The organism is Synechococcus sp. PROS-9-1, from assembly GCF_014279775.1.
Classification (GTDB): Bacteria; Cyanobacteriota; Cyanobacteriia; order PCC-6307; family Cyanobiaceae; genus Synechococcus_C.
On sequence record NZ_CP047961.1, the window covers coordinates 794,932 to 813,087 of the forward strand.

21 protein-coding genes are annotated in these 18,156 nt (G+C 55.4%); 15 read left to right on the top strand and 6 right to left on the bottom strand.

Annotation, left to right across the window (positions count from 1 at the left end; genetic code table 11):
• Window positions 1–8 precede the first annotated feature (8 nt).
• Window positions 9–1,583, bottom strand: a complete 1,575-nt coding sequence (locus SynPROS91_RS04230) for a glycoside hydrolase family 57 protein (RefSeq protein ID WP_186518674.1) — start codon at window positions 1,581–1,583, stop codon at window positions 9–11.
• A 131-nt stretch (window positions 1,584–1,714) separates the two neighbouring features.
• Between SynPROS91_RS04230 and SynPROS91_RS04235 the strand changes: the two genes are divergently transcribed.
• Together SynPROS91_RS04235 and SynPROS91_RS04240 are read left to right on the top strand one after the other, a co-directional pair.
• Window positions 1,715–3,337: a 2-isopropylmalate synthase gene (locus SynPROS91_RS04235; protein ID WP_186518676.1), complete on the top strand. Its 1,623-nt coding sequence runs from the start codon at window positions 1,715–1,717 to the stop codon at window positions 3,335–3,337.
• 8 nt (window positions 3,338–3,345) lie between these two features.
• A complete protein-coding gene (locus tag SynPROS91_RS04240; RefSeq protein ID WP_186518677.1) occupies window positions 3,346–4,182 on the top strand; it encodes a carbohydrate ABC transporter permease in 837 nt (278 codons plus the stop codon).
• Here SynPROS91_RS04240 and SynPROS91_RS04245 read toward each other — a convergent pair.
• Window positions 4,172–4,543: a hypothetical protein gene (locus SynPROS91_RS04245; protein WP_186518679.1), complete on the bottom strand. Its 372-nt coding sequence runs from the start codon at window positions 4,541–4,543 to the stop codon at window positions 4,172–4,174. The two genes, SynPROS91_RS04240 and SynPROS91_RS04245, sit on opposite strands and share 11 nt — an antisense overlap.
• Window positions 4,544–4,685: 142 nt before the next feature.
• Between SynPROS91_RS04245 and SynPROS91_RS04250 the strand changes: the two genes are divergently transcribed.
• A complete protein-coding gene (locus SynPROS91_RS04250; RefSeq protein WP_186518681.1) occupies window positions 4,686–4,931 on the top strand; it encodes a Nif11-like leader peptide family natural product precursor in 246 nt (81 codons plus the stop codon).
• A gap of 86 nt (window positions 4,932–5,017) precedes the next feature.
• Window positions 5,018–5,299 carry a 2Fe-2S iron-sulfur cluster-binding protein gene (locus tag SynPROS91_RS04255; RefSeq protein WP_186518683.1) on the top strand — a complete coding sequence of 94 codons (282 nt, stop codon included), beginning with the start codon at window positions 5,018–5,020 and terminating at the stop codon, window positions 5,297–5,299.
• Here the strand turns inward: SynPROS91_RS04255 and SynPROS91_RS04260 are convergent.
• Together SynPROS91_RS04260 and SynPROS91_RS04265 are read right to left on the bottom strand one after the other, a co-directional pair.
• The gene (locus SynPROS91_RS04260) at window positions 5,296–5,502 is read right to left on the bottom strand and encodes a hypothetical protein (protein ID WP_186518685.1); all 207 of its coding nucleotides are present in this window, start codon (window positions 5,500–5,502) and stop codon (window positions 5,296–5,298) included. The genes SynPROS91_RS04255 and SynPROS91_RS04260 overlap by 4 nt on opposite strands.
• Before the next feature lie 94 nt (window positions 5,503–5,596).
• Window positions 5,597–6,073, bottom strand: a complete 477-nt coding sequence (locus tag SynPROS91_RS04265) for a hypothetical protein (protein WP_186518687.1) — start codon at window positions 6,071–6,073, stop codon at window positions 5,597–5,599.
• Here SynPROS91_RS04265 and SynPROS91_RS04270 point away from each other — a divergent pair.
• The 6 genes from SynPROS91_RS04270 (at window position 6,065) to SynPROS91_RS04295 (ending at window position 8,809) form a co-directional block, all read left to right on the top strand.
• Entirely contained in the window at window positions 6,065–6,427 is a 363-nt protein-coding gene (locus tag SynPROS91_RS04270) for a hypothetical protein (protein ID WP_370586784.1), read from the top strand. The genes SynPROS91_RS04265 and SynPROS91_RS04270 overlap by 9 nt on opposite strands.
• 10 nt (window positions 6,428–6,437) lie before the next feature.
• A complete protein-coding gene (locus SynPROS91_RS04275) occupies window positions 6,438–6,740 on the top strand; it encodes an MTH1187 family thiamine-binding protein (protein ID WP_186518689.1) in 303 nt (100 codons plus the stop codon).
• A gap of 135 nt (window positions 6,741–6,875) precedes the next feature.
• On the top strand, window positions 6,876–7,400 hold the full coding sequence (locus SynPROS91_RS04280) for a hypothetical protein (protein ID WP_186518691.1): 525 nt from the start codon (window positions 6,876–6,878) through the stop codon (window positions 7,398–7,400).
• Complete coding sequence (locus SynPROS91_RS04285) at window positions 7,393–7,689, top strand: hypothetical protein (RefSeq protein ID WP_186518693.1); 297 nt, start codon at window positions 7,393–7,395, stop codon at window positions 7,687–7,689. Before SynPROS91_RS04280 ends, SynPROS91_RS04285 begins: the two co-directional genes overlap by 8 nt.
• A gap of 41 nt (window positions 7,690–7,730) precedes the next feature.
• The gene (locus SynPROS91_RS04290; protein WP_186518694.1) at window positions 7,731–8,138 is read left to right on the top strand and encodes a hypothetical protein; all 408 of its coding nucleotides are present in this window, start codon (window positions 7,731–7,733) and stop codon (window positions 8,136–8,138) included.
• 8 nt (window positions 8,139–8,146) lie between these two features.
• Window positions 8,147–8,809, top strand: coding sequence for an RluA family pseudouridine synthase (locus tag SynPROS91_RS04295; RefSeq protein WP_186518696.1), 663 nt, complete (start codon window positions 8,147–8,149; stop codon window positions 8,807–8,809).
• Between the two features lie 7 nt (window positions 8,810–8,816).
• Here the strand turns inward: SynPROS91_RS04295 and SynPROS91_RS04300 are convergent, their stop codons facing one another.
• Window positions 8,817–10,922, bottom strand: a complete 2,106-nt coding sequence (locus tag SynPROS91_RS04300; RefSeq protein ID WP_186518698.1) for an HDIG domain-containing metalloprotein — start codon at window positions 10,920–10,922, stop codon at window positions 8,817–8,819.
• A gap of 71 nt (window positions 10,923–10,993) precedes the next feature.
• Between SynPROS91_RS04300 and folD the strand changes: the two genes are divergently transcribed.
• From folD to SynPROS91_RS04325, 5 genes are all read left to right on the top strand, one after another.
• Window positions 10,994–11,875, top strand: a complete 882-nt coding sequence (folD, locus tag SynPROS91_RS04305; RefSeq protein ID WP_186518700.1) for a bifunctional methylenetetrahydrofolate dehydrogenase/methenyltetrahydrofolate cyclohydrolase FolD — start codon at window positions 10,994–10,996, stop codon at window positions 11,873–11,875.
• Window positions 11,876–11,916: 41 nt separating this feature from the next.
• Window positions 11,917–12,855 (top strand): geranylgeranyl diphosphate synthase CrtE, encoded by a 939-nt coding sequence (crtE, locus tag SynPROS91_RS04310; protein ID WP_186518702.1) that lies wholly within the window; start codon window positions 11,917–11,919, stop codon window positions 12,853–12,855.
• A gap of 32 nt (window positions 12,856–12,887) precedes the next feature.
• Window positions 12,888–13,373: a divergent PAP2 family protein gene (locus SynPROS91_RS04315; protein WP_255439927.1), complete on the top strand. Its 486-nt coding sequence runs from the start codon at window positions 12,888–12,890 to the stop codon at window positions 13,371–13,373.
• Window positions 13,370–14,842 carry an AAA family ATPase gene (locus SynPROS91_RS04320; RefSeq protein ID WP_186518706.1) on the top strand — a complete coding sequence of 491 codons (1,473 nt, stop codon included), beginning with the start codon at window positions 13,370–13,372 and terminating at the stop codon, window positions 14,840–14,842. Before SynPROS91_RS04315 ends, SynPROS91_RS04320 begins: the two co-directional genes overlap by 4 nt.
• 2,071 nt (window positions 14,843–16,913) lie before the next feature.
• Complete coding sequence (locus SynPROS91_RS04325) at window positions 16,914–17,147, top strand: hypothetical protein (RefSeq protein ID WP_186519845.1); 234 nt, start codon at window positions 16,914–16,916, stop codon at window positions 17,145–17,147.
• 168 nt (window positions 17,148–17,315) lie between these two features.
• Here SynPROS91_RS04325 and SynPROS91_RS04330 read toward each other — a convergent pair whose 3' ends face one another.
• Entirely contained in the window at window positions 17,316–18,002 is a 687-nt protein-coding gene (locus tag SynPROS91_RS04330) for a GAP family protein (RefSeq protein ID WP_186518708.1), read from the bottom strand.
• Between the last annotated feature and the right edge of the window lie 154 nt (window positions 18,003–18,156).

Below are 18,156 nucleotides of genomic sequence, written 5' to 3' on the forward strand. Positions count from 1 at the left end.
CAATTTGGTCAGCTGTTGACAGCCACTTGTTTCCAATCAGCCGGTTGAATGAGCGGGAAGAGTGAATCTTCTGCTTCCACATCGTTCAGCCACGCTTCATTCATTCTGTCTCGGCCATCGATGCAGGCCATCAGCGTCCAAAAGCGTTCGAGGTGGCGTTCGATGCGTTCTTTGGCCAGTCCAGTGGTGGTGCCTGCGCGCAGGATGAAACTCCAGTCCGATGACTGAGACAGCAGCAATTCGCGGCCAGCTTGATGGAGCATGCGCAGGCCTTGTTCACTGCCAACCCCGCGGCTGCAGCGTTCTTTCATCGCTCTGCCGGCGCGGCTCCATTCCGGAATGATCCAGGCGTTGCTGTCGTTGAGCCAATAATCATGAAAGCCCCCTTGCCCCCAGCTGGAGGGGGAGGGATCGCAGATTTGCAGATTGGGAGTTTTGCTGAGGACCCCGCGCAGGGTGGTGAACGTCACCTGTTGCTCCGGTCCTTGCCGGAACAGCTCAGCTAAAAACGATGGGCCTTCATACCACCAGTGGCCAAACAGTTCGGCATCAAATGGCGCCACCAATAAGGGAGCCGTTTCCATGCGCTCTTCTAGGGCCTCGAGTTGGAGACGCCGGCCCTCGAGGTAATGCTTGGCATGCTCTTTGGTGCGTGCCTGCGCAAGTTCTGGTTCGTAGGGCTGCTTGGCATCCAGCGGAGCGCGTTGGTCGCTAACGCGATGCAACTTGAGGCCCAGCGGTCTTTGGGTGGGCAGTCCAAAGGCTTCGATTTGCTCTTGAGGGAGATCCCAGCCCAGATCACGGTGGAATTCCCGGTAGGCAGGATCGCCGGGGTAGCCATCACGCGCGGACCAGACGGGCAGGGTGGCATCGCTGTCGCGCCCGAAAAAGGCCACACCATTGCGGCTGCTAATCGGGGCATACACCCCATATCTGGGGCGTGGTTTGGCGTGGAGCAAGCCATGGCCATCCAGTACCGCGTAGCGCAAACCGGCATCGCGCATCCATACATCAAGGCCTTCGTAATAGGCGCATTCCGGCAGCCAGATCCCCAGTGGTTGCTGGCCGATCAGCCGGTGGTGTTCTCGAACAGCGGTGCGCAACTGGGCCCGAACCGCTTCCGGGTGTTCCCGCAGCAACGGCATGTAGCCGTGGGTGGCACCGCAGGTGAGCAGGTCGAGCACCCCTTGTTGTTGCAGGGCACTAAAGCGCCCGATTAGATCACCGTTGCTGTTGTGCCAGCTGAGCAGATAGCGCTCAAAGCAACTCTGTAGATGCAGGGCAGCGGCTTTGCGATCGCTGGGGGCTTGTTGCAGCAGCTGCAAGCGCGCTTGAACCCAGTTCGGGAAGCGTTCGTGGAGGGTGCTGTCTGCGAGCAGCGACAACAGGGTTGGTGAGATCCCCATCGTGAGCCGTGCTTTCTGATGTGGATCGCCCGCAGCTGCTTCCAGCATCTCCACTAAGGGGAGATAGCACTCAATTAATGCTTGAAAAAACCAGTCTTCTTCCAGCGAATTCGCTTCGCTTGCCCGCACATAGGGAAGGTGTGCATGGAGAACAAGGGCTAGTGCTCCTTGGGCCAACGCTCACCTACTTGATCACTGATGTGAATGTACCGGTATTTCTCCCTAAAGCCGCCTGCTCGTAACGCCTATCTCGCTTAGACTCGGCTAACTCATAGTCATTCCGACTAAAACCCTTCGAGGCTTTAGCCATGGCCAAGGATCCAGGCCGCGTATTGATCTTCGACACCACTCTTAGAGATGGTGAACAATCTCCCGGAGCCAGCCTCAACCTCGAGGAGAAGTTGGCGATTGCGCAGCAACTGGCCCGTCTTGGCGTGGATGTGATCGAGGCCGGATTCCCCTTTGCGAGTCATGGTGATTTTGCTGCTGTGCAGCGTATTGCCCAGCAGGTTGGTGGCGAGAACGGCCCGATTATTTGTGGTTTAGCCCGCGCCTCCCGCGGCGACATCAAGGCCTGCGCTGAGGCCGTAGCACCGGCCCCAAAGCGACGCATCCATACCTTTATCGCCACCAGCGACATTCATCTCGAGCACAAATTGCGCAAGAGTCGTAAAGACGTGCTTGGCATCGTTCCCGAGATGGTGGCCTATGCCCGTTCCTTCGTGGACGACGTTGAGTTTTCCTGTGAAGACGCGGGTCGCAGTGATCCTGAGTTCCTTTATGAGGTGATCGAAGCGGCGATTGCTGCTGGTGCCAGCACCGTGAATATTCCAGACACGGTGGGATACACCACACCGTCTGAATTTGGGAGCCTGATCGCGGGCATCAATCAGCATGTGCCGAATATCGATGACGCGGTGATTTCCGTGCATGGCCACAACGATCTCGGGCTGGCCGTCGCCAATTTCCTTGAGGCCGTGAAATCGGGAGCGCGTCAGCTGGAGTGCACGGTGAATGGCATCGGTGAACGCGCTGGTAATGCCGCTCTGGAAGAGCTGGTGATGGCCATGCATGTGCGCCGGCGCTACTTCAACCCCTTCTTTGGACGAGAAGAGGATTCACCAACGCCACTTACGGGAATTCGCACGGAAGAAATCACCAAGACCTCGCGTTTGGTCTCCAATCTCACCGGCATGGTGGTGCAGCCCAACAAGGCGATTGTGGGTGCCAATGCCTTTGCCCATGAATCGGGCATTCATCAAGACGGCGTGCTCAAAAACCGGCTCACCTATGAAATCGTTGATGCCCGCACCGTCGGGCTCTCCGACAACCGGATCTCCTTGGGCAAGCTCAGCGGCCGCAGCGCTGTTCGCGCCCGCTTGGAAGAGCTTGGCTACGACCTCAGCCGCGAGGATCTCGATGATGCCTTTGCCCGCTTTAAGGACCTTGCTGATCGAAAACGGGAGATCACAGACCGCGATCTGGAGTCGATTGTTAGCGTTCAGGTGCAACAGCCTGATGCCAAATATCAGCTCAAGCTCGTGCAGGTGAGCTGCGGCAGCAGTCTTCAGCCCACAGCCACGGTGACCCTCGCCGATGAAAATGGCCAGGAGCAAACTGCGGCGTCTGTGGGCACCGGACCGGTGGATGCGGTGTGCCGTTCCCTCAACCAACTCGCAGGGGAGCCCAATGAATTGGTGGAATTTTCCGTGAAGTCGGTCACCGAAGGGATTGATGCCATGGGTGATGTCACGATTCGTCTGCGCCGTGACGGCAAGCTCTATTCCGGTCATTCCGCTCACACGGATGTGGTGGTTGCCGCCGCTGAGGCCTTTGTGAATGCTCTGAATCGTCTTGTTTCCGGAACGGCAGGCCCCACCCTTCATCCGCAACGGGATATGGCTGAGCCGGATTCCAGCCCGGTCCATTAATAGGCCCGATGTCGCTCAAATCCACCCTGCGTCCGGCTCCCCTGCTGCAGTTGCTGCTGCTGATCCTGCTGGCCATTGCCGTGCTGGTTCCTCTGCTGTGGCTGGTGAGCACCTCTTTAAAAGGCCCAGCGGAGGACATCTTCACGAGCCCTCCATCGCTCTTCCCAACCCAGCCCAGCCTCGATGCCTACGGGCGGCTGTTTCGTGATAATCCGCTCTGGACCTACATCTTCAACAGCTCCGTCGTCAGTTTCCTGGCGGTGGTGGCGAATCTTTTGTTCTGCTCCCTGGCGGCTTACCCCCTGGCGCGGATGCGCTTTTTTGGTCGGGGTCTTGTGTTGGCCCTCGTGGTGGCAACGATTCTCATCCCTTTCCAGGTGGTGATGATTCCGCTGTATCTGCTGATGGTTCAGCTTGGCCTGCGCAACACCCTGATGGCGCTGGTGATTCCTCAGGCCGCAACCGCCTTTGGCTTGTATCTTTTGCGGCAAAGCTTTCTTGGTGTGCCCGTTGAGCTTGAGGAGGCCGCACGCATCGATGGTTGCAGCAAGCTCGGGGAATGGTGGAACGTGATGATCCCTGCAGCGAAGGCTGATCTGATCACCCTGGCGATGTTCGTGTTCATCGGCACCTGGAGTGACTTCCTCTGGCCCTTGGTGATCCTTGATGATCCAGGTCTATTCACCTTGCCGCTCGGACTGCAGCAACTGGCCAGCAGCTTTTCCCTTGATTGGCGGATTGTGGCTGCCGGTTCGGTGGTGTCGATCCTGCCGGTACTGGTGATGTTTGTGCTGCTCCAGCGCTTCATCCTTCCCAATGCCAGTGGAGATGCGGTTAAGGGATAGGGATGAAGTCCAGGCTGGTGTCTGGTTTGAACACGGAATCCATCTCTGGTTGTAGGGGCTTGGGTGCTGACTGATGGCTCTGGCGTCGTTGACGTTCCTGCCTGAGCCAGTACTGCTGGGATCGCCTCGATTGGCCGATCTGTTTCTCGAGATCCTGTTGACGGCGTTGCAGAAATTCCATCTGTTCCTTCATCAGGTTCGTGTTGGTCACCTCGGTTGGTTGTTGTTCGAGCTCGTGGAGTTGAAGTTGCAGCGCACGTATCGCATCGGTGTGATGACGGAATCCTTGCCAGAGCCCCAGGAACAACATGATGAGCATGGGTAGGGTCACCGCTTCGATGACACGCCATCGAGAAACCATGGTCGGCGAGAAGGCTTGTTTCTTGTCTGCCCATAATTGCCGACATCAGGTCTGCCCTGCCTTGAACGGTGTCAGCTTGTTGCGGGCTAAACGCTGAACGGGTGGGTTGCTGGTGTAGATCAATTTCAGTTGCCCCTGGGCCATGTCGCTGCAAGATCTCGATCAATTGCTTGGTTTGCGTCATGACGATCCGGCTTTGGCCGAGCAACTCGCCCAGCCATTGCCCTTGGAAGAGTTGATCACCCTGGCCCAATCTCGTGGCCTCACGATCACGGAAAACGACGTGTTTCAGGCTCAACAGCGTGAGCAGACCAAGGCCAGCGCCGCTGATCTGCAGCAACAAATGGCCCCTGAGTCCAGACGGCTCAGGCACTTCATTCCAGGTTGATTTGGGCGCTCAGCGTTTGGGATCTCTGACGATCCAAGACCACGCTCTTCTCCCTCGTTAAAAAGAAGCTGATCTCTTCATGAGTCATGGCTTCTTTCACAATCAACATCGAAGGTGGATCCAGCTTCAGCTGCGCCGATGATCAATACATTCTCGATGCTGCTGAAGAGCAAGGCATTGATCTCGCCTATTCCTGCCGAGCAGGTGCGTGCAGCACATGCGCTGGAAAAATCCTTAATGGAAGCGTTGATCAGGCTGACCAAAGCTTCCTGGATGACGACCAGATGTCGAAGGGCTTTTCCTTGCTCTGTGTGAGCTATCCGCTGAGCGATTGCTCGATCAAGACCAACGTGGAAGACGAGCTCTAAGCGAGCTTGATCACTTCAGGGGTTTCACCATGGGTCTGGCCGATTAACAAGGCATGGCTCACAGCCCCTTCATGGCTGTGAAAACTCCAGGCGGCTTCAACGCTGGAGACCCCTTCAATCGACTGAGTTTGATGATTCAGGCTCAAGTAGCTCCCTGTGCAGTTTTGACGCAGCACATAGCGTTCAGCAACGGGGGCTCTCATGGCGTTCTCATCAAGGCTTAATTCAGGGTTAGCGGTGGCCGAAGCTCGATCTTTCGGCCTACAGGATTTCCTTTGTTTTTAACCCTTGACATTGTTACTGAGCACCCAGAGTTTGCTGATTGAGCTCTGATGCATCGTTTTCGGCAGTGAACGCAGATCGGCGGGTCCAGATCAATCCATCAGGGGCTGGCGCTTGCTGTTGATGCCCCCCATTCCGGAACCAGGGATCATTTAACGCCTCGAAGCAGCTGGGATCGAGCCCCCAGGTGTTTTGGAGGTAGTCGGAGCACATCTGCTCTGATGCAGCTTCGTTCTGATGCCAGTGCACCAAGGCAAGACGCGTGGGCCGAATCGTTACGACCGCAATCTTTCCTTGCGGTGCCCTCTCCGGGTCTGGTTCAACCGATTCTTCGACCTGTTCTTCTGCCACAAATAACCGCAACGCACTGCTGCAATCGCGCCCATCCAGGGGGTATTTGTCGAGGTAGAGGCGTCGTGCTCGCTTGAACAGTGCTGAGGGCGCGCGCACCATCAGCTGCTCAAGCGCGTCTTGGAGTTGTGGGTGGCTCATCGTGAGCTGATCGTGACGTTTCGGCTGTCTTCTAGCTTCCCTTCTGGCGTTGTTGCACAGAGGTGGAAGACTAGGGACAGCTGCGTGATTGGAACATTGCCGAAACTTGTTCGTTCTTTATACCGATTGATCGCACTAGACGGCAGTCCTCATCCAGTGCTGGATGCTCCCTATGAATCGATGGATGCTGCTGAAGCGGCGGCCCAGAGCTGGTGTTCTGGTCAGGGGCGTGATCTCTCCCTTCAGCAGCGTGGAATCGGTTTAGAGGTGCAAACCAGTTGTGGTGCTTGGAGAACGATTCGCTATCCGCAGGCTTGTCTTCGTGATGGCGAAGACCACTCCCCTATCCATTGAGCTCTAACCGATGAACGTGAGCGTGGATCTCTGTGTTGTGCCTGTGGGCCTTGAAGGTTCGCTGGCGCCGTGGGTGGCGATCTGTCACGAGCTGATCAAAGAGTCGGGGCTTGAGTACGAGCTCGGGCCCAATGGAACTGCGATTGAGGGGGATTGGGATGCTGTGTTTGCCTGCGTGAAGCGCTGTCATGAGCGTCTGCATGGGGAGGGGGTGCCGAGGATTCACGCCACGCTTCGCGTGAATACACGTGTGGACCGAGAGCAGTCGTTTCGCGACAAAGTTCCCAGCGTTGAGCGTTTGATCCAGCACTGAGTTTTTGCGACGTTGAGCCATTTTTCGGCGTTGAGCAGTTCTTTGCGTCTGGCGCAAATCTGTAGATCCAACATTGCGCGTTCTCATTTGTCTCTTCCGTGTCTTGAATGAGAACAAGCGCCGGTTAGGCCGTTGATGTGGCAATCCATTCTTCGTTCCTCATGGTTCGTCCTCGTGCTGATTGGAACTCCAGTGCGTGCCCAGTCATGGACTGATATCGGTAGCTATTCCTCCCTTCTGCGTCGAGCCGGTACCCAAACCTTGGTGGCAAAAGATTGCCCCTCTGGACTCTTCGGTGCCTTTCATGCAGGACGGAATGCCTTGCTCTTGTGCTCCAACAACCTTCAAGACGATCCTGCACAGGTGTGGACTGTGCTGGCTCATGAATCAGCGCACGTGATGCAGCATTGTCACCAGGGTTCTCTGTTGCCTGATCATCAGATTGGCAGCGCCCTTGCCCAGCTCGAGACGCAATCGTTGAGCTCGTTTCAGGAATTGCGCTTGTATCACCAGTCTCAGCGCCGCGATGAAATTGAGGCAAGGCTGGTGCAGGACTTGCCGATGGCTGAAGTGAAAGCGCTGTTTCGAGGCTTTTGTGGTGATCGCCTGAGGCGAGGTGCTCCCAAGAGCATTCCTTTGGCGGGGTTTGGCGATGGATGAGGACGCACCGATCACGCCGATTACCGGTCCCAACATTGATGCTGAGGGCCGCCTTACCTACATGGGGGAAGACGGCCAACGTTATGTGGTGGTGGATAGTGATGAGCGGGATGAAACGTCCTCAGCAGCTGTCATGGAGGCACTGCGTAGTGCTGGACCCTTGTTTGAGGAAATTGAAACGCTCTGCCAGGGCTGGGTGGATGAGGTGAGTGACGCCGCTTTAACCAGGGCAGAAGCGGTTGCCTTGCTGCTCGCCACCCTCGAGACCTTGCTGGATGAGGAGAACTGACACTCCGGTGTTTACGGTGGCCATTCCTGGTTTGATCTTCGATGGGTCCCAAGTTGCCCGGCTACTGGTTGATGACCTGGCTTGGACTCACAGGGAATTTACTGGCTTTGCCGGTGATTGGTCTTGTTGCTTTCCAGGCATCCAGCCTTCAGGCTGCAACGATCAGCGTGGCGTTTGCGCTCGCCTGGCCGGCGGCGATCGTAGGGATCGTGGCCTCTGCTGGTTTGCTCGGCGAGCGGCACTGGGGTGTGATTTTGGCCATCGTCTCGTTGTCGATGGCATTGGCTGGATCCTTGCCCTACGGCATCGTGCGCCTCTCCTTGCTTGCGTTTGGGGGAGGTGAGCAAGCGATTGCCTTGGGTGTGGCCTCGATTGTGTTGGGGGTTCTCAACGTGATGGCCCTGCTGTATTGGTGTCGTCCCGGCCATCGCCGTGGTGGTCGCCTCTGAGCTGAGCGATGGCCGAGGCATCGGAATCGATTGAAGGGCCATCCCTCGCCGGGCTTCTAGTTCGTTTCTGGCATCCTCATTTTTTGGTTGTGGACAAGCCTTCCGGGTTGCTCAGTCAGCCCGGTCTTGGCGACGCCCAGAGCGATTCCTTGATCACCCGGGTTCAAGCTGTTCGGCCGGAGCTCCGGCTCGTGCATCGTCTTGATCGCGACACCTCCGGTTTGCTGCTGCTGGCCAGGGATCAAGCGAGCTTGAAGGTTCTTGGAGGCTTGTTTGCCGATCGCAAAGTGCACAAGTTGTATGCGGCCGATGTGCATGGTCATCCCGAGGCCCTTTCAGGGTCGGTGCGCTTGCCATTGGCGCGTTTGTCTGCCCGCCCGCCCCGTTATGGGCCTCATCGGGAGGGTCGCACTTGTTTGACCTTGTGGCGTTGTGCCCAGCGGGGAACCAACCGCTCACGCCTTTGGCTCGCTCCTCGTACAGGCCGCTCCCATCAATTGCGGGCGCATTTGGCAGCGATTGGCTACCCCGTGATCGGCGATCCGATTTATGCAGCGCCTGCGCACGGCTCCTGCCTTGATCGTCTTTACTTGCATGCGCTCGGCTTGAGCTTTGCTGACCCATTCAGCGGGCAGCGCATTCGGGTGCGCTCTCCCCTGCCTTGGCCCTAAGGATCGCTTAGGCGCTGAAGCTGCGTTTCGCCGGGATTGGATAGGGAATCCGGCGGTGCCGCATGCGCCTCCAGACGCGCACAAAGGCATGCATCACCAGGTCAACTTCGGCGCGACTCAGGCCGCTCTGACTCAGCTGTCCGTCGGCTAAGCGCGCTTCCAAGATGCGCTTCACGGTCGTTTGCGCTTCGCTGTCGCTGGTGTCGGGGGGAAGTGATCGCAAGGCGGCCTCACAGCCGTCTGCAAGCATCAAAATTCCGGTTTCTTTCGATCGAGGTGTGGGGCCTCGATAGCGAAATAAGTGTTCTGAAACCGTTGGATCCTTTTGCTGGGCTTGATGCAAGAAAAAGCCCATCCGCAAGGTGCCTTGATGCTCCGGAATGAAATCCGCGATCGGCCGCGGCAAGCGGTAGCGCCGAGCCAGTTTGAGGCCTTCGTCCACATGGGCCTGGAGCACTCCGGCACTGGCGACCGGGTCGTTCAATTTGGTGTGTGGATTCTCTTCTCCGGTGGTTTGATTTTCGATGAACCAGTTCGGAGCATGGAGTTTGCCCACATCGTGATAAAGGGATCCTGTTTTGATCAGATCCACATCGGCCCGAATCGCACGCGCTCCCTCCTCTGCCAATCCGCAGATCATCAACGTGTGTTCAAACGTTCCAGGTGCTTCTGACGACAACCGGCGCAGCAGCGGACGCTCTTGATCGGCCAGCTCCATCAAACGTGCCCTAGTGAGCAGGCCGAATGAGCTTTCTAAAAGCGGAATCAGCAGGATCGTGAGCATCATCAGCAGACCCATCAGTAGAGCCTCGGACGCGAGTTCTCCGGTATCGGGTGTGAGCCGTGTCCAGGACAGGTTCACGGCTTCAAACGGTTCACGCAGCATCACCATTTCGGCGACTAACGCTCCCAATGGCAGCAACACAGCTAGTTGCAACAACTGAGCTCGGCTGCGTAATCGTCCGGCCTGAATAGCGGCGATCGCCGCAACGGCAGCCGTGATCAGCAGCCGGCCTTCGCCCAATCCGCTCACTGGAGTGGGCCAAAGCAAACAGCTCACCGCCATCCAGGCCAGGCCACTGGTGGTTCCAAGGCCTTGGGCTAAAAGCAGCGTGGGTGGCACGATCACAGCCAGAGGGCTCACCGCTGCACCGAACCAAATCTTGCTGAATTGGCTGATCAACAGCAGGCCGATCGCCAGAAACCCATGGGAGGCCTCAAGGCAGGGCCTTTCCCGTTTCATCACGAGCAACATCACTCCGCAACTCGCGAGTGCTTCGGTGAAACGCAACAACCAAATTCCTAGTTTCGGACTGCGATTGATCAGCCCAAAGAAATCGAGCACGTCATAGGCCTGGGAGCTAATCGGTTCGCCTTTGCGGGTGATCAGATCGCCAGCTTTGACTTCGATGGTTGGAATCCCTTGCTTGGTGATCAGCTCTTCAATCAGTCGTTGGCTGCGCAGCGGATCGGTCTGGAGGTTGCTGGCGCCTTGAAGTGTTGTCGTGGCGATCTTGCTGCCGAGGGTTCTTGCTGGAGCGTCCTCAGGTCCCAGCGCTTCGAGTTGCAGTGATGAAGCCTTTCTGAGCTGTTCAATCGCAACCGTGTTGACAAGACCTTGGCTGAGCATGCGATCCACAGCCTTGCGGATCGTCATGTCCCAGTTTTTGCGATCGTCTTGCGAACGTTTTTCCAGCCAAAATTGTTCGTCTGTAGTCAGATTGACGGGGCCAATTCGGTCGATGTTCTCGCTTCTGGCGACGCGTTCTAATTCGGCGAGATGTCGCTCGAGCCTCAGCTTGAGGAGGCTTGATTGCTGCTCATCCACCACCTGCACAAAGGTGTTGGGCATCAAGCTCGATCGCCTTTGATCGAGCGCTTCGCTGTCGACGACCCGCGCTGCCTTCGGGGCAATCGAATCGAACGGTGCTGGGATTCCTGGTCGTAAGTCGGGTTCCACCAGCCAGGGCCAGCTGGAGACCAGGGCTACGGCAATGCAGACCAAAAGCAATCCAGCCTTTTGAAGGCGGTTCCAACGCAGCACAGGGCGTCGCGGTGACTCACTCCGCAACCAGCTTCTCCAGAGCTGGGCTAGGGGATGAGATCGGAACACAGCTGTTGACCACTGATACAGACGCTAACCCCACTGAGGAAGCAAAGTGGGGGGAGTGTCAACAGACCTCGATGGCTCTCAGGCTGGATGGCAAGCAGCTCGCCGCGCAGCTTGAAGTGCGTTTGCAGCAGCAAATTCAAAATGGCATGGCCTCAGCAGGGCGTTCACCAGGCCTGGCTGTGCTTCGCATTGGCGACGATCCCGCCAGTGCGGTCTACGTGCGCAATAAAGAGAAGGCCTGTGCCCGCATCGGGGTGGAGAGCTTTGGTTCCCATCTCCCGGCCCATGCTTCACAGCAGGAGGTGTTGACAGCCATTCGCGAGCTCAATGCTGATGAGCGGGTGGATGGAATCCTGCTCCAGCTGCCGCTGCCGAAAGGCTTGGACGAGACCCCGCTGCTGGCTGAAATCGATCCGAATAAAGATGCTGATGGACTGCATACCTTGAATCTCGGTCGCCTGTTGAAGGGGGAACAGGGTCCAAGAAGTTGCACACCTGCAGGGGTGATGGTGATGCTCCGTGATCAGGGCATCGATCCCGCCGGCAAGCGTGCCGTCGTGGTGGGCCGCAGCATCCTGGTGGGTCAGCCGATGGCCCTCATGCTTCAGGCGGCGAACGCCACCGTCACGGTGGCCCATTCGCGCACGAAACATCTGGAATCGATCACCCGTCAGGCTGAAATTCTTGTAGTGGCTGCAGGTCGCCCCGAAATGATCGGTGCAGATCACATCACACCGGGTTGTGTGGTGGTGGATGTTGGTATTCATCGCCGCCCTGAAGGCGGACTTTGCGGTGATGTGCGTGCTGAGGAACTAGAACCCGTCGCTGCAGCGCTTTCTCCTGTCCCTGGAGGGGTTGGCCCCATGACGGTAACGATGTTGCTGGTCAACACTGTGGTGGCCTGGTGTCGACGCCATCAGGTTGCGATGGAATTGTCCGATTTGGTGGTTTGAACCCCTCGGCCTGAGAGAATTGCCTCAGCACTGCGCTCACCATGTCCGCTGCGGCCACTAGCCCCGAAAGCGTGCCGTCCTCCGGTGAGCTCCCCTGCACGTTTGACTTTGCGGCCTACCTAAAGCTCTCCCGCGATCGCGTGGAGATTGCCCTGGATTCCTCGATGGGACCCGAGCGGCCTGAATCCTTGCGCGATGCAATGCGCTACTCCCTTCTGGCGGGGGGGAAACGGTTGCGACCGATTTTGTGCCTTGCGGCTTGTGAATTAGTAGGGGGATCCTCCGAACTGGCCATGCCAACGGCGGTGGCTCTGGAAATGATCCACACCATGTCGCTGATCCACGACGACTTACCGGCCATGGACAACGATGACCTGCGCAGGGGGCGTCCGACCAACCACAAGGTGTATGGCGATGCCATGGCCATCCTTGCGGGTGATGCCATGCTCAGCCGTGCTTTTGAAATGGTGGCTGTCCGCAGTCCAAACGTTCCCGCGGATCGCTTGTTGCGGGTTGTTGGTGAGTTGGCTCTCGTGTCTGGAGCCCCCGGTTTGGTTGGAGGTCAGGTTGTTGATCTTGAATCAGAAGGCCAAGCGGTTGATCTTGAGACTCTTGAATACATCCACCTTCACAAGACCGCGGCCTTGCTTCGTGCCTGTGTGGTGACCGGAGCTTTGATTGGAGGAGCGAGTGATGACCAACTGCAGGCGATGCGCACCTACGCCAATGGCATTGGTTTGGCCTTCCAGATCATTGACGACATCCTTGATGTAACGGCCAGCAGCGAAGTGCTTGGCAAAACGGCCGGCAAGGATCTGCTCGCCGATAAAACGACCTATCCCAAGCTTTTGGGACTTGAAGCGTCGCGGGAGAAGGCGTTGCAGTTGGTGCGGGAGTCGAAGGCTGCTCTCGAACCTTGGAGTAACAAGGCTGCACCCTTGTTGGCTCTCGCCGATTACGTGGCGAGTCGCGATTGTTGACCATGGCGATTTCAATGATCTCGACGCTATCCATGCCTGTTCAGTTTTTGGATAATGCTGTGCTCGCCTGGGGATTGGCGGCCTGCGGGTTGGCACAGTTCTCCAAGCTGTTCCTGGAATTGGTGCTGAATCGGCGCTGGAGGCCGGCTGTGCTCTTTGAAACTGGAGGGATGCCCTCGAGTCACTCGGCATTGGTCACTGGCACAGCTGCTGGAGTGGGCTGGCAGATGGGTTTTGATCAGCCTGCGTTTGCGCTGGCTGCCACGGTGGCTTTTGTGGTGATGTACGACGCCAGTGGGGTGCGCCGGTCGGCAGGATTCACGGCCGCTCGCCTCAACGAACTTCCTGATTCGCTCTGGCCCAACCCTCCTGAGAAGCCACTAAAAGAAAGGCTTGGTCATACCCGCACGGAGGTGTTGGTGGGCAGTCTGTTGGGACCTTTAATCGCTCTCCCTGGACTCTTTTTTGTGGGGTCTCCCCTTCATTTGGCCCAAACGTTTGGTTTGTTAATCGGGTGAGCAGGCTGAAGCCCTCTGAGGCCATCCTCACCAATGATCAGCAGACGGCAGCTGCATTGTTTGAGACGTGGCTGTCAAACGAGGACCCTGGCATTCCGTTTGTGTTGAGCGGTTATGCCGGCAGTGGCAAAACCTTCCTGTCGATGCGTTTGCTGCGCCAAGTCGAAGCCACAGGTCTGTGTTGGACCGTTGTGGCCCCCACCCATAAAGCGGTTGGTGTGTTGCGCCATGCCCTTGATTTAGAGGGGCTCCGCCCCACTTGGTACCCCTCCACCATCCATCGACTGTTGCGTCTCAAGTTGCGTCGCCAGGGGGATCGGGAGGTTTGCGAATCCACCGAACAAACGGCGGCATCGTTGGAACATCTCGGCCTGATCCTGGTCGATGAATCCTCCATGGTTGATGGCTCGCTGTTGTCGGTCGCACTGCAGTGCGCTCATCCTTTTAAAACTCGGCTTGTGTTCGTTGGCGATCCGGCCCAGCTTCCGCCCGTGGGAGAAGCGGATAGCCCTGTGTTCTCAATGGACCGTGCGATTACAGCGTCGCTCAAGCAAGTAGTCCGTCATCAAGGCCCTGTGCTGCAGCTGGCGAGCTGCTTGCGCGATGGACGACTGCCCTGTGAGCTGCCGCCATTAATGCCTCCGCTGCGCAGCGAATTGGGTCAGGTGGGTGTGCTCAATCGCTCGGCTTGGTTGATCCAGGCTCAAGATGGCCTGCGCCGTGCTGCGGCCTGTGACAACCCAGATGCAGCTCGCATTCTTTGCTACACCAATCGCACCCTGGATGCGCTTGTGCCCCATGCACGACGAGCCATTCATGGTGAGATGGCGGATCAGATGGCCGTTCTTCCTGGCGAAGTCCTGATCAGCCGTACGGCGGTGATGGCGCCTGCCTCCCGCGATGGGGCAGAAACGGGGGAAGAACCCGATCTGGTGCTTGGCTCGAATCGGGAAGTGGTGGTGGAGGATGTCACCCCAGAACGTTGTGACCTCGCTGAATTTGGGTTTGCGGGGGAGACGCAGATGGCACTCGCTGGATTCGAGGCCCCTGTGATTGACACCGTCACGGCGAAGGTTCGTAGTGGAGAGCTAGAACTCAGTTTGCGTTTGCAGCCGCCTTCCGGGAGTGCTGCTCGGCAGCGCCTTGATGGGGTCCTTCAGGGCTTACGCACTCAGGCCAGGGATGCGGGAAAGAGAGGAGGGCGGCCGCTTTGGCGTCGTTATTTTTTAATCCGTGATGCTTTTGCCTCGTTGGGTCCAGCAGCCGTGCTCACTGTTCATCGCAGTCAAGGGAGCAGTTTCGGAGAGGTGTTTGTCGCCGATGACGTGTTCTGGCCGCAGGACCTTGTCCTTCGACGGCAGTTGGTTTATGTCGCTGTCAGTCGGGCGCAAGAGGCGGTCTGGATGGCGGGAAGGTCGTCCTCAGTCAAAGCGGTGGAACGCTGGACGCGGGCGCTGAGGAATGAATGACACCAATGAAAATTCTGGTCTTAACCCGCTGAGCTACCAAAGCAATTGTGGGGATTTCATCCATAGATTTGATCCCACCTCATACAACAAGGCTTAGCCATCAGCCGTCTTGAGTGACAGCAGATCTAAAGCTCGTGTGCATTTCTTGATGCTCTATATATTGCCTCCTGTCAAGAAATGTCAGATATTTCAAATTGATGAATCGACCAAAAGTGCCTTCCAGACTTGATTAAGCACACAATTTTTGCTAGCCCAATGCCCTCAGTAGAAGCTATCAGCTTCGGCGATTCACGACAGTATTGTTTTAATGAATTGATTGACTTTGATGTTTGCCTATGCTTTAATTGAGCTAGAGAGAAAGGTGAGTAATTATGCTGACAATTAATTGGGTTGGAACTGTAGTTTTGATCGCCATGATCGCAGGAATGACATGGGTCTCTTACATAGAAACCCATCCAAAATGTCTACGTGGGATTTGCGATAAGCATTAATACCTGGGTGTATTGAACGCTTATCTCTCCCTACTATCTAAAGTTGTCCCAGGTTCAAGATGCTTTGTGATGCACATCGTCACGCATACTCCATCGTTAAGGCCGCAACTTGTGACGCACTCAAGATAAGCGTCAACGGCATCCCATCGCTCGCTGATTGACTTACAGGTGTGTTCATTTTTAAATGCTCTCATTTTTCGCTCCCAAGTGGGAATTGATTACGATGATTTTTATTTGCTGGCAAGTAAATTATTAAGATATGAATAGTTCCTAAGTTTATTTGCTTACTTGAAGTGAATTAAGTCCAAAAAGATAGGTCCGAAAGCTTTATATTTTCTTAAAGATTGCTGGTTATTGGCTTTTCGTTCACAGTAAAAAACCGCCTGTACTGTGGGGCACAAGCGGCATTTTTTGTTGCAGTGGTTTTGAATTTGAATTGATTACTGCATAATATGTGAAAAACAAAGATGAAATAATGTGTATGTAATGATACCAATTGAGATTGCGGGAACTGTAAAGTTCATTGCTACTCCTGCGGATTCCATTAACTTAATAGTAGGTATTTGCGTCTTCGGCATCAAGAACTACATAATTCTTCTAAGGAGTGATAATGCCTAGTGCCTCTGTTTGGGGCGCTATTGATTTCAGCCTCATTCTTAAAGCTGATTCAGTGTTCCCAATGCTTCATGGTGAGGATTGGCTCTGTTGTGATCCAGCCTATAAGGCACATACCGGAGGCAATGAAATATCGGTATGGTCGTATGTTAGATCTCCACTTTGATCATTATTCTGGGACGATTCAATCACCTTGCTAACCACTTCTAAAGCCAAATGCATCAGTTGTCCATTAGGGATTTCTTCATTTGTTGGGGTTTTTAGATCCACCACAAGTATCAGCATTGTGAATTATTTGAGGATTTTATGAGTTTCCTTTGAGGCGGTTTGTATCTATTAATACTCTCTTTGGTTTAGAACCTGCTGGAAAGTAGTCCTAGGAGAATAAGGCTGGTTGGTCTTTGATGTTGAACGCTTAAAGATTTTGCTTAGTCGCTGAAGTTACTCAACGCTGACTCTTGAAGTGTTTGCTCTCAGCATTGGCTTCCCTCAAGACAGATCAGTTGTCTATTCCTGTAGCAGCGATCGGGATGGAAGGGACGAAGCTGTTTGTACCCCTGCCAGATCTTCCGTTACCCCACTGAACCGCCCCTACCCAGAGAATCTGTTGACGACGTGCCTGCTTTGGCAAATTTGTGATCGAAGGTTTAGTTCTTCGTTGGCGTGTGTGTATTCGAATGATTGTGGAGCTCGGCCGCCAATAGATCCTTGGCCAGCATCGATAAACCCACACCCATCAGAGCAAGAGCAACGCCTCGATGGTCGTCTGCACTGTTAGATACTTTTCTGGAAAGCTCTAGGTGTTGTTTCCAAGAAAAGTGCATTGAAGCCAGGCGTCACAATGCTTTTTAGACTAATTAGCGGTTTCAATCAAAGGGATAAGAGACATTAGGCAATGATCTGTAATAAGCGAAATGTAGTGAGTTGAGCATGTAATCGTCAAATCGGTTGCAATCACTACCTGATTGATTTGCGGTGTTATGCCGTACGGGTTAACTTCAGCTCGCCAAGCAAAAAGACCAATGGATCCAATTGCTTTGACGATCGGGCAAATGTTCGAAGTCGAGAAGTTTTCAAGAGAGATTGATGGCTCTAAAGACGTTGAGGAGCTGCAATCAATTGCTAAAAACCTGCTGCTTGCTTGGAAGCAGCAACAAGCTGCATCAGCTTGGATCATCCGTCAGCAACAGGGACTTTGAGTGCATCGAAACAAAACATTGAATGGGTTGAGAGGAATGGTTGCCATTCCTTTCGCTTGAGATTGATAAATTTAGAGCCCTGAATGGAAGGTCCTGAGGTGCCTAATTCCTAACGATAGATTTGGTTTTCTGTTTTGGTCCTCGGCTTCCAAGTCCTATTCCTCACGCTCAGGTGAGGGCAAGACCACTGATTCCTTGCCAGCCGAGATAGCCCCCGATTCCAAGACTGATGGCGGCTACAACCAGCTCGCCTCGAGCAAACAGCACCTCTTTTCCGCGTTCTAATACAGGCACGACCTTTTCTCGACCAATCGCAACGGCGATCAAAGGGGTAAGCATCAACAGGCTTGCCCCGATCGTGAAGGCCAAAAGACCAATCAGTTCTTGCCACGTAGGCAGTTGAGCCGCCAAGACAACGCTTGCTGATTTCGCAAACAGCACGAGATCATCAGGACTGGCAATTTCTGCGATCGCACCCAATAACAACAACAGAGGAAGGGGCATGTTCACAAAGCGATCCACGCTTGCGGTCCATGCCGGTGGTCTGTCTCCCTCGGTCAACGATCGCAGCAATTCCCTACCGCCAACGGCGATTAAGGCTCCACCTGCGAGGAGATCCAAGCCCGTGCGGTGATGGGAGCCTTGCGTCATGTCCAGCACCAGTGAATGACCCACAGTCACCAATAGAGCTGAAGTCGTCATTGTGGTGACCACCCATCCCGCCACAAACCAACCTCCGCGGCGCAATGGTTGTGGTCCTAGGAGAAGCAGCAGCAACACGGCAATGTGGATCGGGGATAGGCCAATACCAGTGCCATAGGCGAGTAGCTCAGCCCAGAGCGTGGTGTCGCTCATTGTTAAGTCGAAACACTAAACGCCAGATTGATCGTATTAGGGCTTGGGCTCAAGCAACCGCTTAAAAGAAGAGCTGGCCCAGTGGTTAGCTGTTCAAATCCCATACCGGCACAGGATCTGAGCTCAGATGTCACTTCAACACGCTGAACATTTA